This window comes from Mycolicibacterium sp. SMGY-1XX (assembly GCF_059132455.1).
This window is the reverse complement of sequence record NZ_CP101139.1, coordinates 6,417,053-6,430,757: the sequence shown is the minus strand read 5'-3', so window position 1 is coordinate 6,430,757 and position 13,705 is coordinate 6,417,053. Positions and strand designations below refer to the sequence as shown.

The 13,705-nt window shown below is 67.1% G+C and carries 15 protein-coding genes; 9 read left to right on the top strand and 6 right to left on the bottom strand.

What is annotated here, in order from left to right; translation table 11 throughout:
• The first annotated feature begins 149 nt into the window (after positions 1–149).
• Positions 150–530, top strand: coding sequence for a nuclear transport factor 2 family protein (locus NL241_RS30690; RefSeq protein ID WP_487693132.1), 381 nt, complete (start codon positions 150–152; stop codon positions 528–530).
• On the opposite strand, the gene NL241_RS30685 is transcribed toward NL241_RS30690, so the two are convergent.
• Entirely contained in the window at positions 527–1,810 is a 1,284-nt protein-coding gene (locus NL241_RS30685) for a PQQ-dependent sugar dehydrogenase (protein WP_494395935.1), read from the bottom strand. The two genes, NL241_RS30690 and NL241_RS30685, sit on opposite strands and share 4 nt — an antisense overlap.
• 16 nt (positions 1,811–1,826) lie before the next feature.
• Positions 1,827–2,588 (bottom strand): pirin family protein, encoded by a 762-nt coding sequence (locus NL241_RS30680; RefSeq protein ID WP_487693130.1) that lies wholly within the window; start codon positions 2,586–2,588, stop codon positions 1,827–1,829.
• A gap of 92 nt (positions 2,589–2,680) precedes the next feature.
• Between NL241_RS30680 and NL241_RS30675 the strand changes: the two genes are divergently transcribed.
• Positions 2,681–3,124 (top strand): MarR family winged helix-turn-helix transcriptional regulator, encoded by a 444-nt coding sequence (locus NL241_RS30675; RefSeq protein ID WP_494395934.1) that lies wholly within the window; start codon positions 2,681–2,683, stop codon positions 3,122–3,124.
• Here the strand turns inward: NL241_RS30675 and NL241_RS30670 are convergent.
• A complete protein-coding gene (locus tag NL241_RS30670) occupies positions 3,099–4,223 on the bottom strand; it encodes an NDMA-dependent alcohol dehydrogenase (protein WP_487693128.1) in 1,125 nt (374 codons plus the stop codon). The two genes, NL241_RS30675 and NL241_RS30670, sit on opposite strands and share 26 nt — an antisense overlap.
• A 195-nt stretch (positions 4,224–4,418) precedes the next feature.
• On the opposite strand from NL241_RS30670, the gene NL241_RS30665 reads away from it, so the two are divergent.
• Positions 4,419–5,333, top strand: a complete 915-nt coding sequence (locus NL241_RS30665; RefSeq protein WP_494395933.1) for an endonuclease domain-containing protein — start codon at positions 4,419–4,421, stop codon at positions 5,331–5,333.
• A 76-nt stretch (positions 5,334–5,409) separates the two neighbouring features.
• On the opposite strand, the gene NL241_RS30660 is transcribed toward NL241_RS30665, so the two are convergent.
• A complete protein-coding gene (locus NL241_RS30660; protein ID WP_487693127.1) occupies positions 5,410–6,414 on the bottom strand; it encodes a sigma-70 family RNA polymerase sigma factor in 1,005 nt (334 codons plus the stop codon).
• Positions 6,415–6,476: 62 nt separating this feature from the next.
• On the opposite strand from NL241_RS30660, the gene NL241_RS30655 reads away from it, so the two are divergent.
• The 6 genes from NL241_RS30655 to NL241_RS30630 are packed head-to-tail and all read left to right on the top strand — an operon-like array spanning position 6,477 to position 11,245.
• Positions 6,477–7,328: an alpha/beta hydrolase gene (locus tag NL241_RS30655; protein ID WP_494395932.1), complete on the top strand. Its 852-nt coding sequence runs from the start codon at positions 6,477–6,479 to the stop codon at positions 7,326–7,328.
• A complete protein-coding gene (locus NL241_RS30650) occupies positions 7,307–8,392 on the top strand; it encodes an alpha/beta hydrolase family protein (protein ID WP_494395931.1) in 1,086 nt (361 codons plus the stop codon). The genes NL241_RS30655 and NL241_RS30650 overlap by 22 nt, the downstream gene beginning before the upstream one ends.
• Entirely contained in the window at positions 8,389–9,321 is a 933-nt protein-coding gene (locus NL241_RS30645) for an NADP-dependent oxidoreductase (RefSeq protein ID WP_487693124.1), read from the top strand. The genes NL241_RS30650 and NL241_RS30645 overlap by 4 nt, the downstream gene beginning before the upstream one ends.
• A 36-nt stretch (positions 9,322–9,357) precedes the next feature.
• On the top strand, positions 9,358–10,107 hold the full coding sequence (locus tag NL241_RS30640; protein ID WP_494395930.1) for a DUF2786 domain-containing protein: 750 nt from the start codon (positions 9,358–9,360) through the stop codon (positions 10,105–10,107).
• Positions 10,104–10,589, top strand: coding sequence for a TIGR04338 family metallohydrolase (locus NL241_RS30635; RefSeq protein WP_487693122.1), 486 nt, complete (start codon positions 10,104–10,106; stop codon positions 10,587–10,589). Before NL241_RS30640 ends, NL241_RS30635 begins: the two co-directional genes overlap by 4 nt.
• Positions 10,590–10,624: 35 nt before the next feature.
• The gene (locus NL241_RS30630) at positions 10,625–11,245 is read left to right on the top strand and encodes an O-methyltransferase (protein ID WP_487693257.1); all 621 of its coding nucleotides are present in this window, start codon (positions 10,625–10,627) and stop codon (positions 11,243–11,245) included.
• Here NL241_RS30630 and aqpZ read toward each other — a convergent pair whose 3' ends face one another.
• Entirely contained in the window at positions 11,246–12,025 is a 780-nt protein-coding gene (aqpZ, locus tag NL241_RS30625) for an aquaporin Z (protein ID WP_487693121.1), read from the bottom strand.
• 124 nt (positions 12,026–12,149) lie between these two features.
• Positions 12,150–13,451, bottom strand: a complete 1,302-nt coding sequence (locus NL241_RS30620; protein ID WP_494395929.1) for an NtaA/DmoA family FMN-dependent monooxygenase — start codon at positions 13,449–13,451, stop codon at positions 12,150–12,152.
• Positions 13,452–13,705: the final 254 nt, after the last annotated feature.

The following is a 13,705-nucleotide window of genomic DNA, read 5'->3' as shown; positions in this document are numbered from 1 at the left end:
CATGAAACGGGTTGGTTTCACGTGAATCACGTTGGGGCCTATCGAGTTTGCTGAACACGCCGGCCGGTGGGGTAGTGCACTACCCCAGTCGCCGGATTGCAGGGCGAGAAGACTCGGTGGGTCACGTCTGTGAAGCGAAGGAGAGTTCAATGTCGAATGTCGATATCGCCAAGGCTGCGTACCAAGCCTTCCGTACCGGTGACCTGGCCGCGCTCAAAGACACGATGACACCCGATGTGGTGTGGTGGAGTTCCGAGGAGATCCAACCCGGCGGCGAGCAGCGCGGCGTCGACGAGGTGATGGCCATGTTCATGGCCATCGGCGAGAAGTGGCGCCGCTTCGAGGTGCAGGCCAACGAGTTCATCGACGCCGGCGACCGCGTGGTGGTCCTCGGTACCACCGAGGTCGAGAACGACAAGGGGAGTGCCACCGCTCGGTGGGCTCAGGTGCTGACGTTCAACTCCGACGGCAAGCTCACTGCGTCCGAAATCCATTCCGACACTGCGAAAGGCCTCAAACTGCAGAACTAGCGCCCCGGCGGAGCAAGACGGTAGATCGCGCCCGCGTCGTCGTCGGTGATGTACACCGCGCCGTCGGGTCCGGCGACGGCGGCGACGGGCCGGCCCCAGCGGGACCCGTCGCCGGCCTGGAATCCACCGACCAGCGTCTGCTGATCGCCGAGACCACCGCCCTGCCAGGGGAAGAACGACACCTCCGGTTGCCGGGGCGGTGTGGCGTTCCAGGAGCCGTGTACGCCCACGAGCGCTCCGCTGGCATACGGCGCGGGCAGCGTGTTGTCGGTGAAGGCAAGGCCCAACGGCGCCGAGTGCGCCGGGAAGCTCTGCTCGATCGGCGGCAGCGCCGCGCAATCCAGCAGTGTGCCATCGGGATTGGTCTGCACGTCGTTGACCATCGGCATGTCGGCCGGCCCGCCCTCGGGATTGCAGTACGGCCAGCCGAGCTCGCGACCCGCGGTGAGCTTGGCCAGTTGCTCGGGCGGGTTGTCGCTGACGAACTCCGGCACCACCTGGCCGTCGCTGGGGCGGGCGATGTTGTCGCGCCCGTTGTTGGCGGTCCACAGTGAACCGTCCGGTGCGATCGCCAGACCCGTGCCGTTGCGCACGCCGGTGGCGAACGGTTCGGCGGGCCCGCCGCCTGGCGGCACCCGCATCACGCTGGCCCGCGGCGGAGTGGCGTCGCGGTCCTCGGCGGAGATGTTGCCGGTGGAACCGATCGAGAAGTAGACCGACCCGTCCGGGCCCAGCGCCACACTCTTGAGCGCGTGTGAGTACCTGCCGCGCAGGTCGGCACTCTTGGCATCGGGCAGGCCGGGCGCGATGACGCGCGGGTCGACGGCCTGGCCGTCGCGGTAGGTGTAGGCGCTGACCTGATCGCTCTCGGCGACATACAACGTGTCCTGCCGGAACGCCAAGCCGTGCGGCTGCTCCAGACCGTCGAGCAGCACGCTCGACTCTGCGGTTTCTCCGTTCGGGGTGAGCTTGAGGACCTCGCCGGTGGCGGGCACCGAGATCAGCAGCGTGTCGTCGGGCATCCACTGGGCCAGGCGCGCTTCGGGCACCCTGGCCCACACTGACATCGTCCACCCTTCCGGGATCAAAGCCCGGCGGGGTTCGTCGAACGGGGCCTGGCCCAGCTCATCGGGGACCTCGACGGTGACCTCGGCCAGAGCGGCGGCCGGCGGCGTGGTCGAAGGTGACGGCGCCGCGTGGCTGGTGCTGGATTCGGTGCTGGTGGCGGTGTTTGTCGACGTGGACGCCGAGCAGGCCGCGACCAAGAAGGTCGCGGCCATGCTGACTGCTGCTGTTCTAACCGGCAATTCCGGCATGCATCTCCCAAACAAGGATCTCGGCGGGTCCCGTGGCGGTGACCCGTTGGCCACCGGAGGCGGTGAAGCGAACGGCGTCGCCTTCGTGCAGGGCGCCGGCACCTTCGAGGGTGACTTCGCCGCGGGGCACGAACAGGTGCAGGTACGGCGCCTCCGGCAGCTCGACGGTCTCGCCGGCCTGCAGGCGCGCACCGTGCAGCGCGGCGTACTTGTTGCGAATGCTGATGGCCGTCTCGCCTTGGTGCTCGGGCATACCCGAGGCGATGGTCACCAGGTTGCCGCGCATCAACTCGTCGTCGATCTCGAGCTGCTGGTAGCCCGGCGTGATCCCGGACTCGTCGGGAACCACCCACATCTGCACGAAATGCACCGGCTCGCTATGGCTTTCGGCGCCGGTGAGGCGCCAGGAGTCGTTCTTCTCGGAGTGCAGGATGCCCTTGCCCGCTGACATCCGCTGTGCCAGGCCGGGATAGATGACTCCCGAGTGCCCGGTGGAATCCTGGTGTACCAGTGATCCGCGCATCACCCACGTCACGATCTCCATGTCGCGGTGGGGGTGGGTGTCAAAACCGGTGCCCGGCTTGACGATATCGTCGTTGTTCACCAGCAGCAGCCCGTGATGAGTGTTGCCCGGATCGTAGTGATGGCCGAACGAGAACGAGTGCTTGGAGTCGAGCCAGGCGATCTTCGTCTTCGCGCGATCGTCGGCGCGACGGATGTCAACGGTGGCGGCAGTGGTCATCAGCACTCCTCGTGAGGTGTTCGCCAGCCTAAATGCCGACGCTGAAGCGGACAACATAGATGACACGTCATGTATTCCGCTAGGCTGCGGTCATGTGGTTGTCGGCGGAGCAGCAGCGGGTGTGGCGGGCGTATCTGGCCGTGGTCAGCGGCCTGCAGCTGGCGATGAACCGACAGCTGCAGGCCGACTGCGGCATCTCGCTGGGCGATTATGACGTCTTGGTGGCCTTGTCCGAACGGGGTCCGCTGCGGGTGTTCGAGCTCGGCGAGTCCGTCGCCTGGGAGCAGAGCCGGCTCTCACATCAGCTGCGGCGGATGCGCGAGCGTGGGCTCGTCGAGCGCCGCGGCAGCGAGGACGACCGCCGCGGCGCCACCGTGTCCCTGACCCCCGCCGGTCGCGCGGCGCTGCGCGCGGCGGCCCCGGGTCACGCCGAACTGGTGCGTTCGGTGATGTTCGACGGCGTTGATGCCGAGGAGCTGGCGGTGCTGGAGCGGGTGTTCGGCGCGGCTGTCACCAATCTGACTCGTCAAACGTGATGACGCCGCGAATGTTCTTGCCGTCCAGCATGTCCTGATAACCCTGGTTGATGTCTTCGAGGCGATAGGTCGTGGTGACCATCTCGTCGACCTTCAGTAGGCCGGACTTGTAGAGACCGATCAGCCGCGGGGTCTCGATGTGGCTGCTGCCTCCGCCGAAGATGTTGCCTTTCAACGTCTTCTGCAACATGGTGAACAGGAACAGGTTGAGCTTGACGTCGGCATCGAACATCGAGCCCATGCCCGTCACCACGCAGGTGCCGGTCTTGGCCGTCAGCGTCATGGCCTCTTCGATCATGTCGCCGCGGATCTCGCCGACGGCGATGATGGTCTTCTGCGCCATGATGCCGTGAGTGAGCTCCATGACAGGAACGATGGCCTCGGCCATGGTGGGGTAGACGTGCGTGGCGCCGAACTTGATGGCCTGGTCGCGCTTGTACTCCACCGGGTCGATGGCGATGACGTGTCGGGCTCCCGAGATGACCGCGCCCTGAAGTGCGCTCATGCCGATCCCGCCGACACCGACGATGATCACCGACTCGCCGGGTTGCACCTCGGCGACATTGGTGGCCGACCCGAAGCCGGTGGGTAGCGCGCAGCCCATGATCGCGGCGGTCTCGAACGGGATGTCGTTGTCGATCTTGACCACCGAGTCCTTGTGCACCGTCATGTACGGAGCGAAGGTGCCCAGCAGATTCATCGGGGACACCTCGCGGTCGCCGGCGTGCACGCGTGAGGTGCCGTCGGCGATCGCCTTACCGCCCAGCAGCAGTGCACCCCGGTCGCACAGTGAGCGGAAGCCCTTCAGGCACGGCGGGCACTCGCCACACGCCGGGATGAACGCGAGGATGACGTGGTCGCCCTCTTCCAGGCCTTTCACGTTCCTGCCCACCTTGGTGATGACACCGGCACCCTCGTGTCCGCCGAGCGCGGGCAGCCCGATCGGGGTCGCGCCGGTGGTCAGGTGGTAGTCGGAATGGCACATGCCGGCGGCGTGCATCCGGATCTGCACCTCATCGTCGACCGGATCGCCGAGCTCGATCTCGTCGATGCGGAACGGGGTGTTCAGCTCCCACAGCAGTGCGCCCTTGGTCTTCATGGTGGGAGATCTTAATCACGTTTCTGGAACGTGTTCCAGTGATGCAGCGGATAACCTGTGTGACGTGCTAAAACCGGCTACTACGTGATGTAGCCGATAGCCGTTATCCCGAGTGTCGACTTGATTCACGGGGCCGGGCTCCCGGGGTCGCTGAGGTCAACAATCGCGTCAGTGGTCGCCGGGAGCGTCCCGGGCATGAACCTCACCGAACCGTTCCTCGGTACCGAAGCCATCGCCGCCGGACTGGTCACCAGGCGGACTCTGCGAAGCAGATACGTGAAGATGCACCGCAACGTCTACATACCGATCGGTTACGACGTCACCCCGCTTGCCAAGGCCAAAGCAGCCTGGTCGTTCTCCGGCCGGTCGGCGACCGTGGCGGGCGTGTCTGCGGCCGCGGTGATGGGCGCGCGCTGGCTGGATGCCCGACTGCCGGCAGAACTGGTGCGCGCGCAGGCGTGTGGCAGCGGGATCCGAGCGCACCGAGTGGTACTTGCCGACGACGAATTCATGACCGTGCGGGGTATGTCAGTGACGACACCCGCACGCACCGGGTTCGATATCGGCCGTCACCGCCCGAAACTCGCCGAGGCGGTCATTCAGCTGGATGCACTGGCCAGGGCCACGGGCGTGACCTCGGCCGAGATCGGCGCGCTGGCAGCTCGTCGTCCAGGCGTTCGGGGCGCGGTGCAACTGCGGCAGGTGCTCGGACTCATGGACGGCGGTGCGGAATCGCCGCAGGAGACCAAGACCAGGCTCCTGCTGGTGGAGTCCGGATTTCCGCGACCGCAGACGCAGATCAACGTGCGTGACGCGGGCGGCTATCCGTTCGCCAGGATCGACATGGGATGGGAAGACTGCAAAGTTGGTGTCGAGTATGACGGCGAGCAACATTGGACAGACCCCAGGCAGCGCGCCCATGACATCGACAGGAACGTCGAACTCGCCGAATTCGGTTGGCGCATAGTGCACGTCGGCGCTGACATGTTGCGCAACCGTCCATGGGTGGTCGTGAGGCGGGTGTGTGACGCGCTGCGCGCCAATGGCTGCCCCTGGGTGGACGGCAGTGGGATCACTGCCCGCTATTCGTGGATCGTGCTTGGGCCGTAGTGATTCGCGAGTGTGGATTTGTGTCACGCTTTGGGGGCCTAGGCGTGGCTGAAGTCCACGCTGGGCGTGCGGACGGCTACAGGCTTTCCGGCAGCCCGAACTTCGGGAACACCGAGGTGTCCAGGAACGCCACGACGTGGGACACCCCGCCGGGCTTCATATCGAGGACGTGCAGCTGGAAGGGCAGGTGCTTGTCGCCGTTGCGCATGTACATGGCCGCGGCCGGCTGACCGTTGGCGGTGGTGGGAAGCAGCACCATGTCGCCGGCCTTCTCGGCGGGGCATTTGTCCCGCGACAACGCCACGATGGCCTCGGGTCCGACATACCAGCTGTCGAACGGCGGCATCTCCCACACCGCGTCCTCGGTGAACAGCTTCACCAGCTTGTCCATGTCATAGGACTGGAACGCGTCGATGTAGCGGTCCAGCAGGTCCTTGGCTTCCGGAGATTCCGGCGGGGCGATGGTGTCGTCCTGGCTGGGCCCGATCTCGTCGAGCTGGGCGCGGGCGCGCTGCAGCAGGCTGTTGACCGCGGCGGTGCTGGTGTCCAGCGCGGTGGCCACCTCCGCCGCTTTCCACTGCAGCACCTCACGCATGACCAGAACCGCACGTTGACGGGGTGACAGGTGCTGGAGTGCGGCGACGAACGCCAGCCGCACCGATTCCCGGGAACCGACGATCACCGAAGGGTCGGTCGGGTCTTCACCGCTGACGTCGGGCAGCGGTTCCAGCCACGGCACCTCGGTGCGGACGTTGAGTTCATCGGTGGGCTCGGAGGCGGGCCCACCCAGCCCGGTGGGCAGGGGCCTGCGCTGCCGGCCTTCGAGCGCGGTGAGGCAGGTGTTGGTGGCGATGCGATGCAGCCACGTGCGGACCGAGGACTTGCCCTCGAATTTGTCGTAGGCCTTCCACGCCCGCAGATAGGTTTCCTGCACCAGGTCTTCGGAATCATGCAGGGAACCGGTCATCCGGTAACAGTGCGCCAGCAGCTCGCGGCGGTACCGCTGCGCGTCCGCCAGGAACGCATCTCGGCCTTCTTGTTCCGGTCGGTCTTGTTCCAGTTGATGCGCGAGGACGCTCACCGCCTCGACCTTACTCAGTAGGTCCGACAATTCCAGGGGAGTTGCGCGGTTACTCTGCCCAGATGGTTTCCACCCGGACGGAGCGCACGTTCACCGGCAGTCGAGGTGGCGGACGCGAGATCAAGATCGTCTACGACACCTGGACTCCCGACACCGAACCTCGGGCCGTCATCGTGCTCGCGCACGGCTTCGGCGAACACGCCCGCCGCTATGACCACGTGACCCAGCGGTTCGGCGACGCCGGATTCCTCACCTACGCGCTGGACCACCGCGGGCACGGCCGCTCCGGTGGCAAACGCGTCTACCTCAAAGACATGGGCGAGTACACCGCCGACTTCGCCACCCTTGTCGGTATCGCGGACAAGGAACATCCTGACCTGCCGAAGATCGTCCTCGGGCACAGTATGGGCGGCGCGATCGTCTTCGCCTACGGCACCGAGCACCCCGCCGATTACGACCTGATGGTCCTGTCCGGCCCCGCCATCGCCGCACAGGCCGCGGTCTCCCCGGCGCTGGCAAGGCTCGGCAAGACCGTCGGCGCGGTGTTGCCGGGTGTGCCGGTGCAGGAACTCGACGCCACCGCGGTATCGCGTGACCCCGAGGTGGTCGCCGCGTACCGGGCCGACCCCCTGGTGCACCAGGGCAAGGTCCCGGCCGGGGTGGCCCGGGCGCTGCTGCTGGTCGGGGAAACCATGCCCAAGCGCGCGAACGGTTTCACCAAGCCGCTGCTCGTGGTCCACGGTGGACAGGACCGGCTGATCCAGGCCTCGGGCAGCGAACACCTGGTCGAATGCGTAGCGTCTGAGGATGTGCATTTGAAGGTCTACCCCGAGCTGTACCACGAGGTGTTCAACGAACCCGAGCGTGACCGAGTGCTCGACGACGTGATCGCATGGATCGAGGCACGCCTGTGAAAGTGGTTGCCGGCATCCTGTTTTCGCTGCTCATGGTGCTCACCGCCGGTTGCTCGTCCTCGGAGCCTCCCGGCCCCCAGGAAGAGGGCGCCGAGGCCGGCACCTGGACCGAGACGGACGTGACGTTCGACGCGGACGGTCTGACGATCCACGGCACCTACCGGCATCTGTCCGATGACGCCCCGGGGCCGGCGGCGCTGCTGATCTCGGAGAGCGGGCAGACCGACCGCAACGGCGACAACCGCGTCGCAGGTCCCGTCGGCAACATGCGTCAGCTCGCCGAATACCTGTCCGACCACGGCGTGGCGTCGCTGCGCTACGACAAGATCGGCACCGGAGCCACCGGCCTGGGTCCCTACGCCGAGCGCCCGCAGGACGTGGGCAGCGCGGTGTACACCGCCGGCGCCAAGGCCGCCATCGGTTACCTGGCCGATCAGCCGGCCACCGACAAGGCCAAGGTCTCGGTCTACGGACTCGGTGAGGGCACCACCCACGCGATGGCGCTGGCCACCACCACGGATCCCGGTGCGCCACTGGTGCATTCGCTGGCCCTGCTGCAGCCGTTGACCGGACGCTATCTGGACCTGATCACCAACCGCGTCAAAGCCGACAATGCCGCACAACTGGAGGCGGGCAGCAAGACCAAGGAGCAGGCCGACGGCGTGCTGGCCGCCTGGCTCGGGGCCGTCGACCAGGTGCGTAGAGACGGCACTCTGCCGCCCGGTCAGCTGCCGGACGGGTTGAGCGCGATTCTCAACGCGGGCAACGTCAAAGCCGTCGCCGAACAGGACGCCATCGACCCGTTGGCGCTGGCGGCGAGCATCCCCAACGGCACACCGGTGCTGCTCACCTGCTCGGACTCCGACGGCCAGGCCGACTGCGCCGATATGAAACCGCTGGCCGACGCGCTGCGGCACACCAAGCTGACCCTGGTCGAACTGAAAGGTGTCAACCACGTGCTGCGTGACGATCCCACCGACAACGTCGCCAACTACGCCAACGGGGGTCCGCTCTCACCACAGCTGACCGACGCGCTCGGCAAGTTCGTCGAGGGCAGCGCATGACCCGCACCGTGTTCGCACAGGCCTACGGCGGGCCCGACGTGCTGGAGGTCCAGCATGTCGAGCTGCCGCAACCGTCCCCGGAGCAGGTGCTGATCACCGTCCGCGCCGCCGGCACCAACCCCGTCGACTACAAGCTCTACAGCGGGTACATGGGCGACGACCCCGCCCGGTTGCCGCTGCCGGTCGGGATGGAGGTCGCCGGTGTGGTTGCGGTGGCCTCGGGGCGGTCCTCGGGTTACACCGGTCCGTTGAAGGTCGGCGACGAGGTGATCGCCACCAACATCACCGGCGGATACTCCGACCAGGTGGTCGCCGACGTCACCGAGGTCGGCCACAAACCGGCCACCCTGAGCTTCGAGGAGGCCGCGGGGCTGCTGCTGACCGGTGGCACCGCCTGGCACCTGTTGACGAAAACCGATGTGGGGAGCGACGACACCGTGCTGATCCACGGCGCGGGCGGCGGGGTGGGCCTGATGGCGGTGCAATTGGCCGTCGCCAGAGGTGCCACCGTGATCGGCACCGCCAGTGCGGGCCGCCACGAACAGCTGCGCCGCCTCGGTGCCCAACCCGTCGAGTACGGCGCCGGTCTGGCCGACCGGGTGCGCGCGCTCGGCGCCCCGACCGTGGCCCTGGATCTGGTGGGAACCGACGAAGCCCTCGATGTCTCAACGGATTTGGTGACCGACAGGTCCCGCATCGCCACCATCGCCGGGTTCGGCCGCGCCGGGGAATTGGGTATCGCGGTCCTGACCGGGGCCGACGGTGGGCAGGAGATTCGCGACGCGTCGCGCCCGGAGCTGATCAAACTGGCGGCGGCCGGGCTGCTCAAAGTGTCGGTGGACAAGGTGTTCCCACTGGAGCGTGCGGCCGATGCGCACCGGTATCTGCAGACCGGGCACGCGCGCGGGAAAGTCGTACTGGTTCCCTAGCATTGCGGTCATGACGACGGAGCACCAAGCGCGACCATGAGTGAAGACAAGATGCTCGCCCGTATCGCGGCTCTGCTGCGGCAGGCCGAGGGCACCGACAACGCACACGAGGCGGAGGCTTTCATGGCCGCCGCCCAACGGCTGGCCACCGCCACCTCGATCGACCTGGCGGTGGCGCGTTCGCACACCGCCAAACGTGAAGCGGCGCAAGCGCCGACACAACGCACCATCACCATCGGTGAGGCCGGGACCAAGGGACTGCGCACCTATGTGCAGTTGTTCGCGGTGATCGCCTCGGCCAACGACGTCCGCTGCGATGTGGCATCAAACTCGGCGTTCGTGTACGCCTACGGGTTCGCCGAGGACATCGACGCCACCCATGCCCTCTACGCCAGCCTGGTGGTGCAGATGGTGCGCGCCTCGGATTCCTACATCTCATCGGGTGCGCACCGTCCCACCCCCACCATCACCGCGCGGCTGAACTTCCAGCTGGCGTTCGGCGCCCGGGTGGGGCAGCGGCTCGCCGAGGCCAGGGAAGAAGCGCAGCAGGAGATCATCAAAGACCAGCAGCGTTCGGCGGGTACCGCACTTGCGCTGCGCAACAAGGAGATCGAACTGCACGACTTCTACCGCGGCGCATCGCAGGCGCGTGGCACCTGGCGGGCCACCCGGGCATCGGCCGGGTACTCGTCGGCGGCGCGGCGAGCCGGTGACCGGGCGGGTAAACGGGCCCGGCTGGGCAACAGTGCGGAGCTGCCGGGCGCGCGCACCCCGTTGGACCGGTGACCGCGCGCGACAGTCAACGCTCCAAGGTGTACGGCGCCGAGGAGTTCGCCCGGACCCTGTTCGACCGCGCGGCCGAACACGGGTCCGGTGCCATCGACTTCTTCGGCACCTCCCTGACCTTGCCGCCCGAGGCCCGGTTCGGGTCCGTCCAAGACGTACAGCGTTATGTCGATCAGGTGCTGGCCTTGCCTTCCGTCCAGGCGGCGGCGCTGACCGTTCGTCCCCGCCGTGGCGCCAAGGCGGCGCACTACGAGAACCGGGACGGGGCGGGCGTCATCGCGGTACCGGAGCAGACCACCCGGTGGGCGCTGCGTGAACTCGTGGTGTTGCACGAGGTCGCTCATCACCTGAGCCCGATCGACCCGCCGCACGGCCCTGAGTTCGCCGCCACGTTCGTGGAGTTGGCGGGGACGGTGATGGGGCCCGAGGCCGGCCACGTGTTGCGGGTGCTGTACGCCAAGCACGGCGTGCGGCTACGGTGAGCCGCGTGAGCCCCACCGCCCAAGACGTCGACGAGATGCTCGATCAGCTGATCCTGCCCGAGGATCCGGTGCTGGCCGCGGCACTGGCCGACAGCGCGGCCGCCGGCCTGCCGCCAATCGAGGTGTCGCCGCAGAGTGCGCAGTTGCTGGGCCTGCTGGTCCGGATGTCCGGTGCGCGCCGCGTCCTCGAGATCGGCACTCTCGGCGGCTACAGCACCATCTGTCTGGCCCGTGCGGTGGGGCCGGAGGGCAGCGTCGTCACCCTCGAGTACGAACCGCGGCACGCCGAGATCGCGGCGGCGAACCTGGCCCGCGCCGGCGTCGCCGACCGCGTACAGATCATCGTCGGCGCGGCGCTGGACACCCTGCCCGGCCTGGCCGGCGACTTCGACCTGGTGTTCATCGACGCCGACAAGGAGAACAACGTCGCGTACGTGCAGAAGGCGATCGAACTCGGTCGCCCGGGCACGGTCATCGTGGTGGACAACATCATTCGCAATGGGCGGGTTCTCCATCCCGAAGCCGATGATCTGCAGGCCGCCGCGGTGCGCGACATGCTGGAGATGATGGGCCGCCATCCCCGGCTCGACACCGCCGCCATCCAGACCGTCGGAGTCAAGGGCTGGGACGGGTTCGCGCTCGCGCTGGTGACGTAGTCAGGCGTCGGGGCTGCCACCGGGCAGTGCGTCGTCGCGCACCGGACGGTCGGCGAGTTCCTCGGCGGTGCCGAACAGCAGCGGGTAGGCAACCCCGGCGAGCGCGGCCCCCACCAGCGGGGCCACCCAGAACGCCCACAGCTGTGCCGGGGCGCCGTCACCGTTGAAGAACGCGACCGCGGTGGAACGTGCCGGGTTCACCGAGGTGTTCGAGATCGGGATCGAGATCAGGTGGATCAAGGTCAGTGTGAGCCCGATGGACAAGCCGGCGAAGCCTTTCGGGGCGCGGTCATCGGTCGAACCGAGGATGACCAGCAGGAAGAGGAATGTGAGCACCACTTCCGTGATGAGCACGGCGGCCAGCGAGTACCCGCCGGGGGAGTGCGCGCCGTATCCGTTGGCGGCCATGTTCCCGCTGGCGGTCCAACCGTCCTTGCCGTTGGCGACCAGGAAGATGACCAGTCCCGCCGCCAGGCCGCCGAGTACCTGGCTGACCAGGTAGGCCGGCAGCACATTCCACTCGACCCGCTTGGCCAGCGCCGCCCCGAGGGTGACGGCGGGGTTGAAGTGGCCGCCGGAGATGGTGCCGAACGCGTAGACGCCGCTGAGCACGGTCAGGCCGAACGCCAGCGACACCCCCAGGAGGCCGATCCCGAGGAAGGTCCCGTCCCCGGAGACGAACGCGGCGGCGAAGACGGCACTGCCGCAGCCGCCGAACACCAACCAGAACGTGCCGATGAACTCCGCGGCGAGACGGTGAGACATGGTGGGCGTACGCATGAGTGCTGCCCTTTCATCTGCGTATAGCCGATGATCCCAGGGTCGCACGCATACATTTGCGTGGCACGGTTTTGCCTCGAATCCCGTTTCGAGACAGTTGAATTCGAAAACACCATGAATGCAATCAGAATTCGCGTAGGTGGTCCCGCAGCATGGTGGTGGTGTACTCGGTGCGCACCAGCCCGCGTTTCTGCAGCTCGGGCACCAGCCCGTCGGTGATCTCGGTGAGGTAGCGGCGGTTGAGCCGCAGCACCGGGCTGGTGAGCAGGAACCCGTCACCACCCACCTGGGCCATCACCTCACCCATTTCCTCGGCCACTTCCGCAGGAGTGCCGCAGAACGGGGTGTGGCTGGAAAGCCCACTGCCGGTGACGAGTTCACGCAGTGTCTTGTCTTTGCCCGCGGCCACGAACGCCGCGAGCGTGCCCCGCTCGCCGTTGGTGGTGAGGTCCTCGGGCAGGGGTTTGTCCAGATCGAATTGCCGGAAATCGATCTCGGTGATCGACGAGATCTCGGCCAGCATGTACTCCACGTACATCGGGTCGGTGAGCCAGCGCTCCCGTTTGGCCAGTGCCTCCTCTCTGGTGTCCGCGACGATGGGCGAGGCCAGATAGAGCACCTTGCAGTGCGACGGGTCCCGGCCGTTGGCCTTCATCCGGGCGTGGATGTCGTCGCGGTAGGCCTTCATCGACTCCACGCTGTCGGCGGGGGAGACGATGGTGTCGGCGTGCTGAGCGGCCAGCTCGCGCCCCGGCGGCGAGGCGCCGGCCTGCGCGATCGTCGGGCGGTACTGCGGTGACGGCGCGGTGTTCAGCGGCCCACGGGACTTGAAGTACTTGCCCTCGAAGTCAATGGTGTGGACCTTCTTGTGGTTGGCGTATACGCCCGTCATGTAGTCGCGCTCAACGGCGTCGGGCTCCCACGACTCCCACAACTTGCTGACCAGTTCCAGGTACTCGGCGGCCCGGGCGTAGCGCTCGTCATGCTCGTAGAGCTTGTCGAGGCCGAAGTTCTGCGCCGAGCGGTCTTCGGCGGAGGTCACGACATTCCAGCCGAACCGGCCGCGCGCGATGTGGTCGACAGTGCTGCACAGCCGGGCCAGCAGGAACGGCGGGTAGAAGCTGGTCGACATGGTGGGGATGACGCCCAGCCGGCTGGTCCCGGCGGCGATCAGCACCGCCAGCGGTACCGGATCGTGTTTCGGGTTCACCCCGTGTTTGAGGTCGTACTCCATGGTGCCGCCGTAGGCGGTCGAGACCATCAGCTTGTCCTCGATCAGCACGTAGTCGAACTTCGCCCGTTCCAGCGCGCGCGCCACCTCGACGTAGAACTCGCCGGTGAAGTCGCGGCCACCGTCACCCCAGGTGCCGTTCCATTCGTCGGCGACGAAGTTGAGGAACCAGCCGAGGTGGAATTTGTTGGTCACCCAGCACAGCCAAGACGTAGACCATTACTGGGCGGTGTCCTGGCGGTACCAGGCAGATTTCGAGTCCCCACCTTCGGCGAGCGCGCGTGTCTGGACACGAAACACCGACCCGCACCGTACAAATGTGTGCGCTCGCGCCATGGCGATGGCGGGCCTCGGGGTAACCCACCTGAGCCTCGGGGTAAAGCGGCAGGTTCGCACCGTCCAGACCCCAGCGCGCACCCGGATCTCTCCGAGCGCGAGCGCGCGTATTT

Bases quoted from the DNA above. Each gene is read 5' to 3' on its own strand.
- NL241_RS30690 (WP_487693132.1), top strand. From the start codon at position 150: ATGTCGAATGTCGATATCGCCAAGGCTGCGTACCAAGCCTTCCGTACC.
- NL241_RS30685 (WP_494395935.1), bottom strand. From the start codon at position 1,810: ATGGCCGCGACCTTCTTGGTCGCGGCCTGCTCGGCGTCCACGTCGACA.
- NL241_RS30680 (WP_487693130.1), bottom strand. From the start codon at position 2,588: ATGACCACTGCCGCCACCGTTGACATCCGTCGCGCCGACGATCGCGCG.
- NL241_RS30675 (WP_494395934.1), top strand. From the start codon at position 2,681: ATGTGGTTGTCGGCGGAGCAGCAGCGGGTGTGGCGGGCGTATCTGGCC.
- NL241_RS30670 (WP_487693128.1), bottom strand. From the start codon at position 4,223: ATGAAGACCAAGGGCGCACTGCTGTGGGAGCTGAACACCCCGTTCCGC.
- NL241_RS30665 (WP_494395933.1), top strand. From the start codon at position 4,419: ATGAACCTCACCGAACCGTTCCTCGGTACCGAAGCCATCGCCGCCGGA.
- NL241_RS30655 (WP_494395932.1), top strand. From the start codon at position 6,477: ATGGTTTCCACCCGGACGGAGCGCACGTTCACCGGCAGTCGAGGTGGC.
- NL241_RS30650 (WP_494395931.1), top strand. From the start codon at position 7,307: ATGGATCGAGGCACGCCTGTGAAAGTGGTTGCCGGCATCCTGTTTTCG.
- NL241_RS30645 (WP_487693124.1), top strand. From the start codon at position 8,389: ATGACCCGCACCGTGTTCGCACAGGCCTACGGCGGGCCCGACGTGCTG.
- NL241_RS30640 (WP_494395930.1), top strand. From the start codon at position 9,358: ATGAGTGAAGACAAGATGCTCGCCCGTATCGCGGCTCTGCTGCGGCAG.
- NL241_RS30630 (WP_487693257.1), top strand. From the start codon at position 10,625: ATGCTCGATCAGCTGATCCTGCCCGAGGATCCGGTGCTGGCCGCGGCA.
- aqpZ (WP_487693121.1), bottom strand. From the start codon at position 12,025: ATGCGTACGCCCACCATGTCTCACCGTCTCGCCGCGGAGTTCATCGGC.